The following is a 17142-nucleotide window of genomic DNA, read 5'->3' as shown; positions in this document are numbered from 1 at the left end:
CGTCAGCCGAACGAGCATTTCACCTCGAGTTCGGCGGTGCCCGGGGCCTTTTCGTCGACCGTGCAGCTCCCCCGCGGCGCCGGGCCGTTCTCAGAGGAACCCGCGGCGGGATCCGTGGAGAACAGCCAGAGCCCGCGAGGGAGCGCGGCGTGCGACTCCGCGTCCTCCGAGAAGTAGAACTTCCCGCTCGCGCCCTGGATGAGGCCGCCCACGCCGAGCCCGCGCAGGTTGTACGCGACGCTCTCGGCGATGTTGACCGACTCGTCGACGTCCGAGGCCTTGATCTTGTTGATCGCCGACGTGACGGCCAGCAGCGCGTCGTAGCCCATCCACGCGTGCACGCGCGACACGCCCGTCGCCTTGACACTCGCGATCCAGTTCTCGATCTCCGCCTGGGTGCGGTTGCCGCCCAGCCCCTGTCGCATGTCGTTGAGGGCGACGAACGAGATCACCGGCTTGTTGGGGAAGTCCTCCTTGACGATGAGCTGCGCCAGTTTCTCGGTGACGTCGTCGCCCGCCAGGATCTGCACCTTGTCCGCGCACTGGTGCTCGCGGGTGTCGGCGACGGTGTTCAGGTAGGTGGCCCGGCCGGTGTAGAGCAGCACCTCCGCGCCGTCCTGGCAGGCCAGGTCGATCTTGCTGGCCAGCTCGTCCTGGTTGGCGAACCGGTACTGCCTCGCGGCCGCGTACGGGCCCTTGGCCAGCCCGTCCGCGAGGTCCCTGCTGTAGAGCTCGTGGTCCTGCGCGTCGCGCTCGACCAGGACGGCGACCCGCTGGGGAGCGACCGGCTCACCTCCGGGAAGCCCGTGCGCCAGCCACAGCTCGAACGCCCGCGCCTGGGCGGAGTTGGGAGCCGCCATGCGGAAGAAGTACGGCGAGGGACGGCCCTGGTAGACCAGCGGCGTCAGGTCGGCCGAATTGGTGGTGCTGAGCATCGGGATGTGCGCGTCGCTGAGCACCCGGATGGCGTCCTGCGTCTCGGTCCTGCTCCACGCGAGCCCGATCACCCCGGCCACGTCCGGGTCGCCGGCCGCGCGCTGCCTGATCATCCTGGCGGCGAACTCCGCGTGCCGGAAGTACTGCCCGCTGTTGGCCAGCTCCACCCTGATCTGCCAGCTGCCCAACCGGTTGTAGGCGCCCTGGCGGGCCGCGATGCCGGACAGCTCGCCGGCCGAGCCGCCCGTCTGGTCGTCGCCCGGGTGCGACGTGGTGAGCACGCCGAGATAGAAGACCGTGACGACCCGCTGCCTCGTGTCGATGGCCTCGTTCTGCTGCTTGATCCGCTCGAGGACGGGCACGAGGGCCGGGTCGGGGTCGATCTCGGCGAGGTCGTCGCTCAGGCCGACGCACTGCTGCTCGGCCCACATCATGCCGGGGCCGCAGCCGAACCACTTGCTGCCGTAGACGTACAGCGGCGGGGCGAGCAGCAGCGCCAGCATCGCGAGCCAGTAGCCGACGGCACGGGCCTTGACCCCGCCCAGCCGCGGTTTGTAGGTGTCCGTCAGCACCAGCTTGTCGCCGGCGAGCCGCAGCCGCGGCTCCGGCCCGCGCAACGCCACGCGCGAGCGCCAGTCCTCGACATCCTCGGCGATGCTCCGCGGCTCCCGGCCGGCCGGCGGCGGCACCGGCTGCCCCGGGTCCTCGACGATCACCAGCAGCGGCGGCACGATGTCCGTCTCGTACCGGACCTCATCGAGAACCCGCAGGAACCGCGCGTGGACCGGGTCACCCGCGTCGAGCACCAGCAGGGCGTACAGCCCGCGCCCCCAGCTCGGCCACGGGATCCGCGGCCACTTGCGGTAGGCCTGGCGCAGGTCCTCCAGCATGGCGTAGACCAGCAGCTTCTCGATCTCCGGCTCTGGCGCCTTCATCAGCTGCAGCGCGTACTTGTGGCGGCTCTCGCCCGCGGTGCGCCGCAGGTCCTTGTACTGGTGGCGGCGGAACCACCGCGAGAAGGCCGTGCCACGGATGAAGCGCACCGCCTGTAACGCGATCGCGCCGACGCCCAGCAGCAGGGCGAGCAGGCCGGGCGCCAGCGGGATCAGGTCGGTGATCCCGGCGTCCAGCCACCAGGCGACCACGGTGGCGACCGGCACGAAGAAGATCGCGGCCCGCACGAGGAAGTCGCCCGCCGCCCACCGCTTGCGACTGTCGGCCTGCAGGCTGGGGCGAACCCCGAACCTGGCGCCGAACCGATGCTTGAGCTCCTCCTGCCCGGGGCGCGAGTCAGGGGACGGCGGCCACCTGTCCTGCGGCCACTCCTCCGGCTTCCTGTCGCGCTGGGCCCGGGCCCATAAGACGAACTCCGTCAGCGGGAAGCGCGGCGCGGGCAGCAGGGTGTTGCCGACCGTGTTGCCGCCGAGGGCGCCGTTGGCTCCGGCCAGCGCGTCCACGAGCTCGGCCGGCGATCTGCTCGCGCCCTTCTCCGGCCGCGCGTACGGCAGGCGGCCCTTGAAACGCTCCGCCAACTGCGCGGCCGCGCCGGCCCGCGCTCCGGTGACGACCAGCACGGGCAGCGGGAGGTCTCGCCAGAAGGGCCGCCGCAGCAGGCCCTCCACCACCTCGCGCGAATCCCGTTCAGAGGGCATGGCGCCACCGCCGCTCTCGCGTCCCGAACATGGCAGGTCCCCGGTACCTCCATTCTGCGGCATTTGCGATCTTTTGGTTGTGGGGTTCTTCTCAGATTCCCGCCCCGGTCCCTTGTCAGGCTCGCGGGATCAGTACCCTGGTCAGGTGGCTGACATCGTGATTCCCGCTGACATCAAGCCCGCCGACGGCCGATTCGGCTGCGGGCCCTCGAAGGTACGCACCGAGCAACTGGCCGCGCTCGCCGCCTCCGGCGCGAGCCTCATGGGCACCTCCCACCGCCAGAAGCCGGTCAAGAACCTGGTCGGCCGCGTACGCTCCGGGCTCGCCGACCTGTTCTCGCTGCCCGAGGGCTACCAGGTCGTGCTGGGCAACGGCGGCACCACCGCGTTCTGGGACATCGCCGCCTTCGGGCTGATCCGCGACAAGTCGCAGCACCTGTCGTTCGGCGAGTTCTCCTCGAAGTTCGCGGCGGTCACCAAGAAGGCCCCGTGGCTGGGCGAGCCGAGCGTCATCAAGTCCGAGGTGGGCACCTACCCCGAGGCCGTGGCCGAGGAGGGCGTCGACGTCTACGCGCTCACCCACAACGAGACCTCGACCGGCGTCGCCATGCCCATCCAGCGCGTGGGCTCCGACGACTCGCTGGTGCTCGTGGACGCCACCTCCGGCGCCGGCGGCCTGCCCGTCGACATCACCGAGACCGACGTCTACTACTTCGCCCCGCAGAAGAGCTTCGCCTCCGACGGCGGCCTGTGGATCGCGATCATGTCGCCGCGGGCGCTGGCCAGGGTCGAGGAGATCGCCGCGACCGGCCGTTACGTGCCGGAGTTCTTCAGCCTGCCGGTCGCGATCGACAACTCCTCGAAGGACCAGACCTACAACACGCCGGCCGTGGCCACGCTGTTCCTGCTGGCCGACCAGCTCGACTGGATGAACTCCAACGGCGGCCTGGCCTGGACCACCGCCCGCACGGGCGAGTCCAGCCAGCGCCTCTACACGTGGGCGGAGAAGTCGGCGTACGCCACGCCGTTCGCCGCTCCGGAGTTCCGCTCGCAGGTCGTCGGCACGATCGACTTCGCCGAGTCCGTCGACGCCGCCGCCGTGGCCAAGGTGCTGCGCGCCAACGGCATCGTCGACACCGAGCCGTACCGCAAGCTGGGCCGCAACCAGCTGCGCGTCGCGATGTTCCCGGCCATCGACCCGGCTGACATCGAGGCGCTGACGGTCTGCGTCGACTACGTGGTCGAGCGCCTCTGACGGCGTGACAGCTCTTCCATGAGGGCGAGCGCGTCCTCCTCCTCGACGCTCTGCGCGAACCTGGCCAGCACCGGCAGCCTGTCGTCGCTGGCCGAGAGCGCTTCGAGCATGAGGTCGGTGACGTGCTCGTCCCTCGACCTGACCGCGGCGTAGCGGAAGGCGTTGCGGTACGGCGTACGTTCGAGCAGCCCCTTCTTCACCAGCCGCTCGGCCACGGTCTGCACCGTGGTGTACGCCAGTTCGCGCTCCTCGTTGAGCCTGACGAGGAGCTCCCTGACGCGCATCGGTTTCCCGGCATCCCACAGCACGTCCATGATCGCGCGTTCCAGGGACCCCAGGTTCGCCAACTGACCAATCTCCTCCGGCTCGATTAGTAGGAAACATTGTTGCCCGAAAAAGTCAGATCCGGCCAGGGGATCTCACGGCCGAAGAGCCTCGGTTATCTGATGTTCGCCAGCCGCTGGCTCCAGGTTCCCCTCTATCTGGGCCTCATCGTGGCCCAGGCGGTGTACGTCTGGCAGTTCGCGCTGGAGCTCTGGCACCTGATCGAGACGGTGTTCCTGCACACCGCGCCGGCCACCTCTGCGACGCCGTCGCCGGAGGTCGTGGTCATGCTCACGGTCCTGGCGCTCATCGACGTGGTGATGATCTCCAACCTGCTGATCATGGTGATCATCGGCGGCTACGAGACCTTCGTCTCGCGCATCAACCTCAACGACCATCCCGACGAGCCCGAGTGGCTCTCCCACGTCAACGCGAACGTGCTGAAGGTCAAGCTGGCCACGGCCATCGTCGGCATCTCGTCGGTGCACCTGCTGCAGACGTTCATCAGGGCTCAGTCGACGCCCAACGACAAGATCATGTGGCAGACGATCATGCACCTGGCCTTCGTGGCCTCGGCCATCGGCCTCGCCTACATCGACCGCCTGCTGTCCACCTCCCCGGCGGAGCACACGCGGTCACATCTCTGACCGTCAGTACGCCGGGATCTCGCGCTTGCGCCGCAGCACCCAGCCGGCCACCACGCCGCCGATGAGCCCGAACAGGTGGCCCTGCCAGGAGATGCCCTGCTGGTTGGGCAGCAGGCCCGCCAGGATCCCCCAGTACGCGAAGCCCACGCCGACGGCGATGACGATGTCGAGCAGCCTGCGGTCGAACAGGCCGCGGGCCAGGATGAAACCGAAGTAGCCGAAGATCAGGCCGCTGGCGCCGACCGTGTAGACGTTGGGGCTGGTCAGCCAGGTGCCGAAGCCGCCGATGAGGACGATCAGCACGCTGGCCCACAGGAACTTGCGCAGGTCACGCAGGCCGGCCAGGAAGCCGAGGACCAGCAGCGGGAGCGAGTTGGCCATGAGATGGCCGAAGCCGCCGTGCAGGAACGGGGCGAACAGGATGCCGATCAGCCCGTCGGGCTCCCAGCCGATGATGCCGAACTCGCGGTCGAGCCTGCCGTTCAGCACGAAGTCGACGCCCTCGACGACCCACATCACGGCCAGCATGGCGACCACCACGGCCAGCGCACTCAGCGCACCGGACAGGAGCGCCCCGGCGCCACGCTTGGCCGACTCGAACCTGGGACCCGAATAGTCGCTCATGCGCTCTCCCGGTACGTTGCCTTCTCTTTCTTTACCGTAGCCAGGAACACTTATGCACGCGCTAAAAGCCGCCCTTGACGGGATCCGGCATCCCGGGGTCCCTCGCAGGAGGAGTGGCGGGCAGGGCAACGGACCGCCCTGGCGGCAGGCACGGCAGCCCCACAGCGCCGCACACAAGCATCCGCGAGAGGAGGGCTGAGGTCCCTCGGAGGAGGGGTGGCGGACGGTGCCGAGGAGGCGGCGGGAAGGCGCCCAGCGGCGCTCCGGACGCGGGCGGGGACAGCGGGGTGGCGGCTGGGCGGGAGGGCGGCTGTGGGGTGCTCTCCCGCCCGTAAGGGGCCTGTCGCCGGCCCGGCTACTCGCCCGTCCAGCGGGGGGCGCGCTTTTCGGCGAAGGCGGCCGCGCCCTCCATGGCGTCCTTGGAGCCGAACACCGGCCCGACGATCGCCCCCTGCTTGGCGAACATCTCCTCCAGCGACCAGTCCTGCGACTCGATGATCACCTTCTTGGTCGCGGCGAGCGCCAGCGGCGCGTTGGCGGCGATCTTGCGGGCCAGCTCCAGCGCCCCCTCCAACGCCTCCCCCGGCGGGGTGACCCGGTTGACCAGCCCGAGCTCGTACAGCCGCGCCGCCGGATAGTGGTCGCCGGTCAGGGCGATCTCCATGGCCACGTGGTACGGGATCCGGCGCGGCAGCCGCATGACGCCGCCCGCTCCCGCCACCAGCCCGCGCCTGGGCTCCGGCAGCCCGAACTTGGCCTCCGACGACGCCACGATGACGTCGCACGACAGCGCCAGCTCGAACCCGCCCGCGAGCGCGTACCCCTCCACGGCGGCCACCAGCGGCTTCTTCGGCGGCGACTCGGCGAGGCCGCCGAAGCCGCGCCCCTCGACCACCGGGAAGTCGCCGGACAGGAACCCCTTGAGGTCCATGCCCGCGGAGAAGGTGCCGCCGGCACCAGTCAGGACATAGGCGGAAATGTCGGGTCGGGCGTCGAGCGCGTCCAGCGCCTCGGCGATCCCCCGCGCCACCGCCCCGTTCACGGCATTCCGCGCTTTAGGGCGATTTATCGTGATTACGGCGACGTTCTCGGATTCCTCGACGAGCACTTCGTCAGACAACGAGACCTCACTTGGGCTGGAAGCGGATGCCGCCGTCGAAGCGGATGACCTCGGCGTTCATGTAGTCGTTCTCGACCAGCGAGCGCACCAGGTGCGCGAACTCGTCGGCCCGCCCCATGCGCTTGGGGAACACCACCGGTGCCACCAGCTTGGCCTTGAACTCCTCGGAGTTGGGCGTGAAGCCGTAGATGGGCGTGTCGATGATCCCCGGGCAGATCGTGTTGACCCGTACGCCGATCGCGGCCAGGTCGCGCGCCGCGGGCACCGTCATGCCCACGATGCCGCCCTTGGAGGCCGAGTACGCCAGCTGCCCCGTCTGGCCCTCCAGCGCCGCCACGGAGGCCGTGTTGATCACCACGCCCCGCTGCCCGTCCGCGTCGGCCGGCTCCGTCTTGGCGATCGCCGCGGCGCCGATGCGCATGAGGTTGAACGTGCCGATCAGGTTGACCTCGATGACCTTGCGGTACGTGGCCGGGTTGTGCGGGCTGCCGTCACGGTTGACCGTGCGCTCGGCCCAGCCGATGCCGGCGCTGTTGACCACCACCCGCAGCGGCTTGCCGGTGGCGACGGCGGCGTCCACGGCCGCCTGCACCTGCTCGTCGTCCGACACGTCGGTCTTGACGAACACCCCGCCGATCTCGTCGGCGACGGTCTTGCCGCGCTCCTCGTTGAGGTCGGCGACGACGACCGTGGCGCCCGCGCGGGCCAGCTCGCGGGCCGTGGCCTCGCCGAGGCCGCTGGCGCCGCCGGAGATGATTGCTGCAGATCCGTTCACGTCCATATCCCGGACCCTAACCCGCCGACCGAATGAAGTTCTACTCGGGGGGCGTCAAATCTCGCCCACAGCGCTGTCGACGTCGGCATAGACCTTGATGCGCCGGTCGAGCCCCGTCGTACGGAGAATGCGCGCCACGGGCGCCTGGGGCGCCGCCAGGGACACGCCGCCGCCCTCGCCCGTCGCCAGCCGCCAGGCCTCGATCAGCACCGACAGGCCGCTGGAGTCCATGAACGACAGCTGCTGAAGGTCGAGCACCAGCCTGGCGCTGTCCTGCTTGATCGCGTCACGCACCTCGTCGCGCAAGAACGGTGCGGTGAACAGGTCGAGCTCTCCCTCAACGGCCACCACCACGGCATCGCCAAGGGCGTGTCGCGCAAGCCGCAGCTTCATTTGGCCCCTCCTCGATGAGCCACTGTACTTCGACATCCCCGGGTCCCGGGCATGCACAAACTATGAAGAGGCGGCCGGGAGGCGGATAAATGCCCTCACACCGCAGGGATCGCAAATCCGTATGGAAGCTCCAAGCGGTGCTCGGCCAGCAGTTCCGCGTCCGAGAGCAGCTCGCGCGTGGGGCCGTCGGCGGCGATCACGCCGCCGGAAAGGATCAGCGAACGTTCACACAATTCCAGCGCGTACGGGAGGTCGTGCGTGACCATGAGCACCGTCACGTCGAGCGAGCGCAGGATCTCGGCCAGTTCCCTGCGGGCGGCCGGGTCGAGGTTGGACGAGGGCTCGTCGAGCACCAGGATCTCCGGCGCCATGGCCAGCACGGTCGCCACCGCCACCCTGCGCCGCTGCCCGAACGACAGATGGTGCGGCGGCCGGTCGATGGCCTCCAGCATGCCGACCCGCTCCAGCGCGTCCTTGACCACGCGGTCGAGGTCCTCGCCCCGCATGCCCGCGTTGGCCGGGCCGAAGGCGACGTCGTCCCCGACCGTGGGCATGAAGAGCTGGTCGTCAGGGTCCTGGAAGACCAGGCCGACGCGCTGCCTGACCTCTTTGAGCGTGTCCTTGCGCACCGGCGTGCCGGCCACGGTGACGCTTCCGTGCCCCGGGGTGAGGATGCCGTTGAGATGCATGACGAGGGTGGTCTTGCCGGCGCCGTTCGGGCCGAGCAGGGCCACCCGCTCGCCGCGGGCGATCGACAGGTCCACGCCGAACAACGCCTGCGTGCCGTCGGGATAGGCGTAGGCGAGCTGCCTGACGTCGAGAGAGTTCACCACGAGAGTCCCCATACTGCGAGGGCCACGGCCGGCAGGGCCAGCGCGATGCCCCATTGGCGTACAGATGCCGAAATATCTTGGATCATCGGCATCTTGCCGGTGTATCCCCTGCTGAGCATGGCCAGATGCACGCGCTCGCCCCGCTCGTACGAACGGATGAACAGCGCCCCGGCGGAGCGGGCGATCACCGGGACGTGCCGCAGATCACGCGCCTCGAACCCGCGCGACTCCCTGGCCACCCGCATCCGCCGCATCTCGTCCACGATCACGTCCATGTACCTCAACATGAACATGGCGATCTGCACCAGCAGTGCCGGCAGCCGCAGCCGCTGGGCGCCGATCAGGATCACCCGCGGCTCGGTGGTGGCCGCGAGCAGGATGGAGGCGATCACGCCGAGCGTCGCCTTGGCCAGGATGTTCCAGGCCGCCCAGAGGCCCGGCACGCTCAGCGAGAGCCCCAGGACCGTGGTCCGCTCCCCCAGCCCGATGACCGGGATGAGGAAGGCGAACAGCACGAAGGGCACCTCGATCACCATCCGCCGCAGCACGTACGTCACCGGCACCCGCGCGGCCACCGCCACGGCTCCCAGCAGCGCGGCGTAGACCGCGAACGCCCAGAACCGCTCCCTCGGCGTGGCCACCACGACGATCGCGAAGGCGAAGACGGCCAGCAGCTTGCACTGCGGCGGCAGCCGGTGCACGACCGAGTCGCCCGGCAGGTAGAGCTGGTGATGGTGTCCCGCGCCCACGCCTCACACCTTGGCCGCGTCGCGGCCGCGGGCGGCGTAGGCCACGGCCCCGGCGATGAGCAGCACGAGCCCGACTCCGATGGTCCCGGCCACGCCGACGGGGATGCCGCCCACCTCGCCGTAGTCGGCCAGCCCCCACGTCACCAGGTGGTCGGTCGCCTGGCCGAGGAAGCCCTTGTTCTCGGCGACCGCCTCCAGCCCGTCGGGCGAGGACGCGGCGAAGAACGACACGACCCCGGCCAGCACCAGCGTCAGGCCGATCCCGCCGAGCAGGAACGGCTTGAGCCTGCCGGGGGCGGCGACCGGCTCCTGCCCGCCCACGGTGGTGCTCGTGCCCTCGGCGCCGCGCAGGACCAGGGGCCTGGTCAGGCCACGGGCGCCGTACACGAGGTCGGGCCGCACGGCGAGGACCGTGCTGACGGTCACGACCGTGATCAGCGCCTCGCCGATCCCGATCAGGACGTGCACGCCTCCCATGGCCGCCGCCACCGCGCCCACCTCGATCGGCGCGGTCCCCCCGATCCAGAACAGCAGCGTGAACGCCAGCGCGGAGGCCGGCACCGAGACCAGCGCCGCCAGGAACGCCGCCACCGCCACGCGTCCCCCGGACAGCCTCGTCACCAGCCGGAAGACCCCCCAGCCGACCACCACGGTGACGATGCCCATGATCGTGATGTTGATGCCGAGCGCGGTCAGCCCGCCGTCGGCGAAGAACACGCCCTGTACGAGGAGGACCACGGCCATACACAGCACCCCCGTGTACGGCCCGACGAGTATCGCGGCCAGCGCACCGCCCAGCAGGTGGCCGCTGGTGCCGGCGGCGACGGGGAAGTTGAGCATCTGGACGGCGAAGATGAAGGCCGCGACGAGCCCGGCCATGGGAGCGGTCCGGTCGTCGAGCTCGCGCCGGGCCCCGCGTAGGCAGACGGTGACCCCGGCTGCCGCCACGACCCCGGCCGAAATGGATGTCGCCGCATTGAAGAAGCCATCTGGTACGTGCACGGCACACCTCCTGCAAGAGCAAACGGTCCTACTTTAGGACATCGTCTTGCACCTGCATATGGATGGCATTAGCGCATGATTCTCCGGATGATCATCTTCGCCGTGAGCCGCCGCACCACGGTGCTCAGCCGTCCCTTCCCCGACGTCGCGTACGGCCGCACGCTCCTGAGCACGGCCGCTCCCCACCACCGGCGCGGCGCCGCCACCGTCTCGGCGTCGGTCTCGATCCTGAACCGCGCGGGCGGCCCGCCCAGATCCAGCTCCAGGTACGCGTCCCAGGTGCCGGGCGGCAGCCAGCCCACCCCGAGCCTGGCCACGAAACCGCCGCCGGGCAGCGCCACAGCGCGTTCGGCCCGCTCGCGGCCGCTGCGCCGCTCGCGCCAGACGACCCGCTTGACCGCCGAGGCGGCGGGGGCGGCGCCCGCGACGCAGACCTCACCGTCGACGATCAGCCGGTGCCCCAGCGCCCACCTCGTCCTGATGAGCCGCACCGAGCCGGGCACCCCGACCACGTGGCCGCCGACGTCGATGCTGAGGTTGCCGTTGTCCCTGGTGAAGTACGGCAGGGCCACGACGGCGCCCATCAGCCGGGGCGGCGGGCGGTTGACGCCGCTGTCGCGTTCGGCGCCGAGCCTGCCGAGCCGCACCACGCCTTCGACCTCGACCGCCACCCGCAGGTCCCAGATCCCCGAGCCGAGCGCGGACACGTCCACCCGCGCGGTGAACTCGCTCCCCTTGCGCTCGGCCGGGACGACCACCTCGGCGGCCGGGTCGTGCCGCGCGCGCAGCACCAGGGCCAGGCCGTCGTCCCCGCCGATGCCGTCGAGCCCGGCCGTTCCCGTCACCACGAGGCGGTCGCCGTCCCAGGACAGCCCGGTCAGCCTGCGCCGCACGGCGGCGCCCTCGATGCGGGCCAGGCGCACGAGGCGCTCGATGTCGTCGAGCGCGGCCACCCGCTGCCTGTCGACGCTGTCGAGCAGCTCGTGCACGCCGGGGGTGTACCACTCGTCGCACAGGGCGGCCACCTCCCGCGCGATGTCCTTGCGCCGCACGTCGTCGCTCTCCAGGAACACCTGCCCGAGCTGCGCGAACACGTCCAGCCTGAAGTGCCGGCGCAGCAGGTGGTCGCGGAGCGGGCCGGGCTCGACGTGCCCGGCCATGAGCCGGATCGGCGCCCTGATCATGGCCAGCCAGGCGAGCGGGTCCCTGCTGCCGCGCTGCTGCATGATGCTGGTGCCGTCGGGTCTGGACACCAGGTGGTAGCAGTCGTAGTCGGCCACCACGGAGACGGCCCCGGCGTGGCAGTAGGCGTGGACGGTGAAGAGGATGTCCTCCCCCACGAGCATGCCCTCGCCGAACCTGATGCGGTGGCGCTCCAGCAGCTCCCTCCTGAACAGCTTGAAGCAGCACAGGCTGTTGTAGACGTTGCTGTCGCCGATGGTCACCCGGTCGGCGCTCTGCTGGAACATCGACACCGGCGCCCGCCTGCCGTGGCCCACGATCTTGCCGAGGACGATGTCGGAGCCGTTCCTGTCGGCCATGGCGACCATGCGCTCCAGCGCCTCGGGGCCGAGGTAGTCGTCGGCGTCGCAGAAGAACACGTACCGGCCCGAGGCGTGCTCGATGCCGACGTTGCGCGGCCGGCCCGCGCCGCCGCTGCCGTCGATGTGGACGACCTTGACGCTGGCCTTGTGGTAGGCGGCGTAGAGATCGAGGAGCTCGGCGCTGCCGTCCGTGGAGCCGTCGTCGACGACGACGATCTCCTTCCTGACGCGCTGCACGAGCACGGAGGTGAGACATCTGTCGAGGTAGGCCCGGCAGTTGTGTGCGGGGATGACGACGCTGACATCGACCGCGTCGTCACCGTTCCCCGTTGCAGACATCGCCACCACCGCCACCACTTCAGAGAGTCACGTTGCGCTGCCGTCTCGCTTCAGTATGTGACGAGTCCCGGCCCGGCGAGGGCCGATCGTATGTCTTCACCCCCTGCTTTTGCAGCCAACGGAGATATACGGCATTCCACTAATAGGCCCTGGCAGTACCACATTTATCCTCGACCGAATGAGTTTCAGGAATGAGGTTTTCCTACCGAGGAATAGAAACCTCTCCGCCAGGATCATTCAGCCCCCTCCGGACCTTGCCCGGTGATCCTCTCGTGGGCCTTGCGCGTCTACAGTTAGGCAACCTTGACCGGGAGGTGGCGGGAAATGACATCGGATCTCCGCAGGCGGGCGTCGGACGACTCGCCCGTGCACTCTGCTGAGTTCATCGTCTGCGCGGCTCGCTTGGAAGAGCTGCATCAGTGCTCCGCCGTGCTCCGCCGTACGAGGTTGCGGGCCGAGGAGATCGTGGACGAGGCACGGACCTTGCTGGCGGAGGCCGAGCAACGCGGCGACACCGACCGCGTCCTGGAGTTGCGCGCCCAGCTCGAACAGGCGCGCGGGATGTACGGCAAGGTGCTGAACGCGTACGTGACGATCTGCCGCAAGATCGCCGAAGAGCGTCAGGCCATCCTGCAGGAGCAGATGGGGTTGTCAGGTGCGGCCTGACGGTGTTAGCGTCAGGCCATGCCTGACGACTGGAAGGACAAACTCCGCTGCTCTTTCTGCCACAAGAAGAGCGCGGAGGTGCAGAAGCTGATTGCCGGTCCCGGTGTGCACATTTGTGACCAATGCGTCGATCTGTGCAATGAAATCCTCGCGCAGGAGCGCCTCGCCACCTCTACCGAGCCCCGCCTCCCCATGTGGGAGACCATGACAGAGGAGCAAATACTCGAGCATCTTCCGAAAATCGCCGCCGTGCAGGCGCAGGTGGACGACAACCTGCGCGACTGGGTGGCGCATCTTCGCGGCAGGGACGTCAGCTGGGAACGCATCGGCACCTCGCTCGGCATGACGCGGCAATCCGCGTGGGAACGGTTCAGAAGCGAGACCTAAAATGTGAACCGTTGTGACGTGTGGGGCGTCTTATGGTCAGGGAGGCCCGACATGCGCGTCCTAGACGGACTCACCGCGCCCGATCTGGAGGAGCTCCAACTGGAGCTGATCCTGATCCTGGCGCTGCACGAAGAGGCAGAGCGAGGGAGCGCCGCCGCCTGGAGGAGCGGCGGGAGCGCAGCGACCAGAGCGGAGGAAGGCGGCGGCATCCAGGGCGACCGAGCCCGCTTCACGAAGTGAGGCCATAAGCACGCTCGCTGCCCAATGAACGGGCTGCAGCTCCCCGGCCGCATCCGGGGAGCTGCAGCAGGGGGATCGGATCCTCCGTAGGATTGCTGGCCATGCTGCGCTGCGCCGTGCTTGACGACTACCAGGGAGTGGCTCTCGGCCTGGCCGACTGGTCGAGGGTGCGGGCCACCAGCTTCCGCGACCACTTCACCACCCAGGACGACCTCGTCGCCGCCCTCCACGACCACGAGATCGTGGTCATCATGCGCGAGCGCACGCCGTTCCCCGCCGAAGTGCTCGACCGCCTGCCCAACCTGCGGCTGCTCATCACCTCGGGCATGCGCAACGCGTCGGTCGACCTGGCCGCCGCGCGGCCGACCGCCTACCTGGTCAACACCTCGCGGGCGGCGATCGTCGACCAGGAGGCGCTGGTGGCGGCCCTGCGGGCGGGGCGCATCGCGGGAGCGGGGCTGGACGTGTTCGAGATGGAGCCGCTGCCCGCCGGCCACGCGTTCCGCACGCTGCCCAACGTGCTGGCCACGCCGCATCTGGGGTACGTGACGGAGCTCAACTACGCCACCTACTTCCGCGAGGCCGTCGAGGACATCGACGCCTTCCTCGCCGGCGCCCCGATCAGGATCCTCTAGCCCCGTCAGTCGGCCCGGCTCCTGGCGCGGAAGGCGGCCGTCTTGACGCGGTTCTGGCAGGCCGTGGAGCAGAACCTCCGGGTGCCGTTGCGTGAGACGTCCACGTAGACCCGGTCGCAGTGCGGCGCGGTGCAGACCCCGAGGCGCTCGCCGAACTCGCTGCCCAGCACGATCGCGAGCCCAGTGGCGCAGCTCGCCGCCCACTCGCCCGCCAGTGTGCCGCCCGGGCCGTGGAAGTGCAGGTGCCAGGGCTCGCCGTCGTGCCGCTCCAGCATCGGCCTGGCGTGGCTTTCCTCCAGCAGCGAGTTGACCTCGGTGGCCGCGGCGTCGATGTCGTCGGCGGCCACGGCGGCGAACACCGTCCGCAGGCGGGCGGCCACCTCCGCCAGCTCGGCGCCCTCCGAGTCGGTGACCTCGCGGTGATCCGGATAGACCGTACGCAGGCTCTCGGTTGCGGCGGCACCGGCGCTGCCCGGCGCCGGATGAGCGCGTCCCCGCTGCTCGCCGGGGGTCAGCGCGTTGACGAGCGCCACCGTGGCCCTGACCACGCCATCCGTGTGACTGTTGTAATCCAATTGACCGGTTACACCTTCATGTTCTAGCTTGTAACTGTCCAAAGCTTAAACGACAGTCACAAGGAGACGTACGTGCTCACTCACGATGCCGCATTGGAGTGGATCGCGCGCTGGGACCGCCAGCAGGAGGGCTACCTCCCCGACCGCGAGGAGCGCTTCACCGCCCTGATCGACGCCGTGGAGGCGCTGGACCGGCCGGACCCGGTGGTGATCGACCTGGGCTGCGGCCCCGGATCCCTGTCGGCCCGGCTGCTCGACCGCCTGCCCAAGGCGAAGGTGATCTCGGTGGACGCCGACCCGCTGCTGCTCGGGCTCGGGCGGGCCGCCTACCCGCAGTTGACGTTCGTCTCGGCGGACCTGCGTACCGGCGGCTGGACCGAGCTGCTCGGGCTGGACGGGCCCGCCGACGCCGCGATCAGCACGACGGCGCTGCACTGGATCTCCGCCGCCGACCTCAAGGGCATGTACGCGGAGGTGGCGAGCGTGCTGCGGCCCGGCGGGCTGCTGCTCAACGGCGACCACATGGACACCGACGACGCCGCCCCCGCCCTGGCCCGCCTTGAGCGCGCGGTCCACGACAGGGAGACGCAGCGGGCGTTCGGCGCGAACCCGCCGGAGGGCTGGCGGGCCTGGTGGGACGCGGTCGAGGCGGACCCCGCCTTCGCCGAGCTCAACGAGGCGCGTCGCACCACGGCCGGGGCCTCGCACCACGGCTCGGAGTCGCACCTGCTGTCGCATCACGTCGAGGCGCTCCAGGAGGCCGGCTTCGCGGAGGTCGGCACGCTCTGGCAGCGGGGGAACAACCGGCTGCTGTGCGCCGTACGAGGCTGACCTCTGTACGACTAACCAAGCGCTTGCTACGCTCCGCCCATGATGTCCACGGTTGTCTGGGGCACGGGCAACGTCGGCCGCGCGGCCATCCGTGCGGTCGAGGCCCATCCGGGGCTGAAGCTCACAGCCGTACTCGTCCACGATCCGGACAAGGTCGGCAAGGACGCCGGCGACCTCGGCGGGCTCGGTCACGAGCTCGGGGTCGCCGCCACCGACGACGTCGACGGGGTGCTGGGCGCGAGCCCACGCGCGGTGGTCTACGCGGCCTCCGGCGACCTCCGTCCTGAGGAGGCCCTCGCCGACGTGACCAGGGCGATCCGAGCCGGGGCCGTCGTCGTCACCCCCTCCCTCTACGCGCTCTACGACCAGCGCAACGCCCCGCCCGAGCTGCGCGAGCCGGTGCTGGCCGCCATCGGCGAGGGCGGCGGCTCGCTGTTCGTGTCGGGGATCGACCCCGGCTGGGGCAACGACGTGCTGCCGTTGCTGATCAGCGGGCTTGGCTCCACCATCGACGCGATCCGCTGCCAGGAGATCTTCGACTACTCCACGTACGACCAGCCCGACTCCGTCCGGTACCTGGTCGGCATGGGCCAGCCGATGGACTACGAGCCGCCGATGATCGCGCCGACCGTCCCGACCATGGTGTGGGGCGGCCAGGTACGGCTGATGGCCAGGGCGCTCGGCGTCGAGCTCGACGAGATCCGCGAGACCCGGGACCGGCGCGCGCTCGACGCCACGGTGGGCGAGTTCGAGGCCGGGACGCAGGGCGCGGTCCGGTTCGAGGTGCAGGGCATCGTCGAGGGCGAGCCCCGCATCGTCGTCGAGCACGTCACTCGCATCCACCCGTCCTGCGCGCCCGACTGGCCGACACCTCCGAACGGCGTGGGCGCGCACCGCGTGATCATCGAGGGCCGGCCGCGCATCGAGGTCACGGTCGAGGCCACGGACGAGGGCGGCAACCTGTCCGCCGGAGGGAACGCCACCGCGGTCGCCCGGCTCGTGGGCGCCATCGACTGGCTCGCGGACGCCGGGCCCGGACTGTACGACGCGCTCGACGTCCCGCTGCGACCCGGCAAGCTCGGAGGAAAACGACCGTGAACATCGACATCCCCGCAGGCCAGGACCCGATCGCGTACGTGTGGGGCGAGATGGTCCCCGGCATCGGGATCGCCGCCTCGAAGTTCTCGATGTCGGTGTACACTCACACGACCCTCGGACTGCGCGAGTTCGAGGCCGCGCGGCTGCGGATCGCGCAGATCAACGGGTGCGCCTTCTGCCTCGACTGGCGTACGGAACGGGACGGGCAGAAGGTCGAGGACACGTTCGCCGACGCGGTCACGGAGTGGCGCACGACCGACGCGTTCGACGAGCGCACCCGCCTGGCGGCCGAGTACGCCGAGCGGTACGCCCTGGACCACCACGGCCTGGACGAGGAGTTCTGGGCCCGGATGACGGCGCATTACAGCCAGCTCGAGATCGTGGAGCTGAGCATGTGCCTCGGCTCGTGGCTGGCGTTCGGCCGCCTCAACCACGTACTGGGCCTCGACACCGCATGCACGCTGACCGGCGGCTCATCGCCAACCCCCCGAAGATGAGAACCACGAAGTGAGGGACC

The 17142-nt window shown here is 69.9% G+C and carries 20 protein-coding genes; 9 read left to right on the top strand and 11 right to left on the bottom strand.

Going from position 1 to position 17142, the window contains the following annotated elements:
• Positions 1 to 2: 2 nt before the first annotated feature.
• Positions 3 to 2588, bottom strand: a complete 2586-nt coding sequence (locus ACFKCF_RS49670) for an ABC transporter substrate-binding protein (RefSeq protein WP_394502800.1) — start codon at positions 2586 to 2588, stop codon at positions 3 to 5.
• Between the two features lie 145 nt (positions 2589 to 2733).
• Here ACFKCF_RS49670 and serC point away from each other — a divergent pair, with 145 nt between their 5' ends.
• The gene (gene serC, locus ACFKCF_RS49665; RefSeq protein ID WP_394502798.1) at positions 2734 to 3843 is read left to right on the top strand and encodes a phosphoserine transaminase; all 1110 of its coding nucleotides are present in this window, start codon (positions 2734 to 2736) and stop codon (positions 3841 to 3843) included.
• Here the strand turns inward: serC and ACFKCF_RS49660 are convergent.
• Positions 3822 to 4190: a BlaI/MecI/CopY family transcriptional regulator gene (locus tag ACFKCF_RS49660; protein WP_394502796.1), complete on the bottom strand. Its 369-nt coding sequence runs from the start codon at positions 4188 to 4190 to the stop codon at positions 3822 to 3824. The two genes, serC and ACFKCF_RS49660, sit on opposite strands and share 22 nt — an antisense overlap.
• Before the next feature lie 99 nt (positions 4191 to 4289).
• Between ACFKCF_RS49660 and ACFKCF_RS49655 the strand changes: the two genes are divergently transcribed.
• Entirely contained in the window at positions 4290 to 4814 is a 525-nt protein-coding gene (locus tag ACFKCF_RS49655) for a TIGR00645 family protein (RefSeq protein ID WP_394502795.1), read from the top strand.
• Positions 4815 to 4817: 3 nt separating this feature from the next.
• Here the strand turns inward: ACFKCF_RS49655 and ACFKCF_RS49650 are convergent, their stop codons facing one another.
• The 8 genes from ACFKCF_RS49650 to ACFKCF_RS49615 all read right to left on the bottom strand — a co-directional run bounded on the left by ACFKCF_RS49650 (position 4818) and on the right by ACFKCF_RS49615 (position 12193).
• Positions 4818 to 5438 carry a rhomboid family intramembrane serine protease gene (locus ACFKCF_RS49650; protein WP_394502793.1) on the bottom strand — a complete coding sequence of 207 codons (621 nt, stop codon included), beginning with the start codon at positions 5436 to 5438 and terminating at the stop codon, positions 4818 to 4820.
• Positions 5439 to 5793: 355 nt separating this feature from the next.
• Positions 5794 to 6558 carry a crotonase/enoyl-CoA hydratase family protein gene (locus ACFKCF_RS49645; RefSeq protein ID WP_394502791.1) on the bottom strand — a complete coding sequence of 255 codons (765 nt, stop codon included), beginning with the start codon at positions 6556 to 6558 and terminating at the stop codon, positions 5794 to 5796.
• A 7-nt stretch (positions 6559 to 6565) separates the two neighbouring features.
• Positions 6566 to 7339 (bottom strand): SDR family NAD(P)-dependent oxidoreductase, encoded by a 774-nt coding sequence (locus tag ACFKCF_RS49640; protein WP_394502789.1) that lies wholly within the window; start codon positions 7337 to 7339, stop codon positions 6566 to 6568.
• 48 nt (positions 7340 to 7387) lie between these two features.
• On the bottom strand, positions 7388 to 7726 hold the full coding sequence (locus tag ACFKCF_RS49635; RefSeq protein WP_185070501.1) for an STAS domain-containing protein: 339 nt from the start codon (positions 7724 to 7726) through the stop codon (positions 7388 to 7390).
• 95 nt (positions 7727 to 7821) lie between these two features.
• Positions 7822 to 8559: an energy-coupling factor ABC transporter ATP-binding protein gene (locus ACFKCF_RS49630; RefSeq protein ID WP_394502787.1), complete on the bottom strand. Its 738-nt coding sequence runs from the start codon at positions 8557 to 8559 to the stop codon at positions 7822 to 7824.
• Positions 8553 to 9308: a cobalt ECF transporter T component CbiQ gene (cbiQ, locus tag ACFKCF_RS49625; protein WP_394502785.1), complete on the bottom strand. Its 756-nt coding sequence runs from the start codon at positions 9306 to 9308 to the stop codon at positions 8553 to 8555. The genes ACFKCF_RS49630 and cbiQ overlap by 7 nt, the downstream gene beginning before the upstream one ends.
• Positions 9309 to 9311: 3 nt before the next feature.
• Positions 9312 to 10310, bottom strand: coding sequence for an energy-coupling factor ABC transporter permease (locus ACFKCF_RS49620; protein ID WP_394502783.1), 999 nt, complete (start codon positions 10308 to 10310; stop codon positions 9312 to 9314).
• A 68-nt stretch (positions 10311 to 10378) separates the two neighbouring features.
• Positions 10379 to 12193 (bottom strand): glycosyltransferase family 2 protein, encoded by a 1815-nt coding sequence (locus ACFKCF_RS49615; RefSeq protein WP_394502781.1) that lies wholly within the window; start codon positions 12191 to 12193, stop codon positions 10379 to 10381.
• A 324-nt stretch (positions 12194 to 12517) separates the two neighbouring features.
• Between ACFKCF_RS49615 and ACFKCF_RS49610 the strand changes: the two genes are divergently transcribed.
• From ACFKCF_RS49610 to ACFKCF_RS49595, 4 genes are all read left to right on the top strand, one after another.
• The gene (locus ACFKCF_RS49610) at positions 12518 to 12859 is read left to right on the top strand and encodes a hypothetical protein (RefSeq protein WP_394502779.1); all 342 of its coding nucleotides are present in this window, start codon (positions 12518 to 12520) and stop codon (positions 12857 to 12859) included.
• 18 nt (positions 12860 to 12877) lie between these two features.
• A complete protein-coding gene (locus ACFKCF_RS49605; protein ID WP_394502777.1) occupies positions 12878 to 13246 on the top strand; it encodes a ClpX C4-type zinc finger protein in 369 nt (122 codons plus the stop codon).
• Between the two features lie 51 nt (positions 13247 to 13297).
• The gene (locus ACFKCF_RS49600; protein WP_394502776.1) at positions 13298 to 13486 is read left to right on the top strand and encodes a hypothetical protein; all 189 of its coding nucleotides are present in this window, start codon (positions 13298 to 13300) and stop codon (positions 13484 to 13486) included.
• A gap of 101 nt (positions 13487 to 13587) precedes the next feature.
• Positions 13588 to 14121, top strand: coding sequence for an NAD(P)-dependent oxidoreductase (locus tag ACFKCF_RS49595; RefSeq protein WP_394502774.1), 534 nt, complete (start codon positions 13588 to 13590; stop codon positions 14119 to 14121).
• Positions 14122 to 14126: 5 nt separating this feature from the next.
• Here ACFKCF_RS49595 and ACFKCF_RS49590 read toward each other — a convergent pair whose 3' ends face one another.
• Positions 14127 to 14696, bottom strand: coding sequence for a CGNR zinc finger domain-containing protein (locus tag ACFKCF_RS49590; protein WP_394502773.1), 570 nt, complete (start codon positions 14694 to 14696; stop codon positions 14127 to 14129).
• A gap of 72 nt (positions 14697 to 14768) precedes the next feature.
• On the opposite strand from ACFKCF_RS49590, the gene ACFKCF_RS49585 reads away from it, so the two are divergent.
• The 3 genes from ACFKCF_RS49585 to ACFKCF_RS49575 are packed head-to-tail and all read left to right on the top strand — an operon-like array spanning position 14769 to position 17122.
• Positions 14769 to 15527 (top strand): class I SAM-dependent methyltransferase, encoded by a 759-nt coding sequence (locus ACFKCF_RS49585; protein ID WP_394502771.1) that lies wholly within the window; start codon positions 14769 to 14771, stop codon positions 15525 to 15527.
• A 39-nt stretch (positions 15528 to 15566) separates the two neighbouring features.
• Complete coding sequence (locus ACFKCF_RS49580; RefSeq protein WP_394502769.1) at positions 15567 to 16625, top strand: dihydrodipicolinate reductase; 1059 nt, start codon at positions 15567 to 15569, stop codon at positions 16623 to 16625.
• Entirely contained in the window at positions 16622 to 17122 is a 501-nt protein-coding gene (locus ACFKCF_RS49575) for a carboxymuconolactone decarboxylase family protein (protein ID WP_394502768.1), read from the top strand. Before ACFKCF_RS49580 ends, ACFKCF_RS49575 begins: the two co-directional genes overlap by 4 nt.
• Positions 17123 to 17142: the final 20 nt, after the last annotated feature.

Source organism: Nonomuraea sp. JJY05 (assembly GCF_043496855.1).
GTDB lineage: Bacteria > Actinomycetota > Actinomycetes > Streptosporangiales > Streptosporangiaceae > Nonomuraea.
The sequence above is the reverse complement of the archived record's forward strand: the minus strand, read 5'-3'. Positions and strand labels throughout refer to the sequence as shown.

Excerpts from the sequence above, each read along its gene's own strand:
- ACFKCF_RS49580 (WP_394502769.1), top strand. The coding sequence starts at position 15,567 with ATGATGTCCACGGTTGTCTGGGGCACGGGCAACGTCGGCCGCGCGGCC.
- ACFKCF_RS49640 (WP_394502789.1), bottom strand. The coding sequence starts at position 7,339 with ATGGACGTGAACGGATCTGCAGCAATCATCTCCGGCGGCGCCAGCGGC.
- ACFKCF_RS49650 (WP_394502793.1), bottom strand. The coding sequence starts at position 5,438 with ATGAGCGACTATTCGGGTCCCAGGTTCGAGTCGGCCAAGCGTGGCGCC.
- ACFKCF_RS49605 (WP_394502777.1), top strand. The coding sequence starts at position 12,878 with ATGCCTGACGACTGGAAGGACAAACTCCGCTGCTCTTTCTGCCACAAG.
- ACFKCF_RS49615 (WP_394502781.1), bottom strand. The coding sequence starts at position 12,193 with ATGTCTGCAACGGGGAACGGTGACGACGCGGTCGATGTCAGCGTCGTC.
- ACFKCF_RS49635 (WP_185070501.1), bottom strand. The coding sequence starts at position 7,726 with ATGAAGCTGCGGCTTGCGCGACACGCCCTTGGCGATGCCGTGGTGGTG.
- ACFKCF_RS49655 (WP_394502795.1), top strand. The coding sequence starts at position 4,290 with ATGTTCGCCAGCCGCTGGCTCCAGGTTCCCCTCTATCTGGGCCTCATC.
- ACFKCF_RS49600 (WP_394502776.1), top strand. The coding sequence starts at position 13,298 with ATGCGCGTCCTAGACGGACTCACCGCGCCCGATCTGGAGGAGCTCCAA.
- ACFKCF_RS49610 (WP_394502779.1), top strand. The coding sequence starts at position 12,518 with ATGACATCGGATCTCCGCAGGCGGGCGTCGGACGACTCGCCCGTGCAC.
- ACFKCF_RS49595 (WP_394502774.1), top strand. The coding sequence starts at position 13,588 with ATGCTGCGCTGCGCCGTGCTTGACGACTACCAGGGAGTGGCTCTCGGC.
- ACFKCF_RS49670 (WP_394502800.1), bottom strand. The coding sequence starts at position 2,588 with ATGCCCTCTGAACGGGATTCGCGCGAGGTGGTGGAGGGCCTGCTGCGG.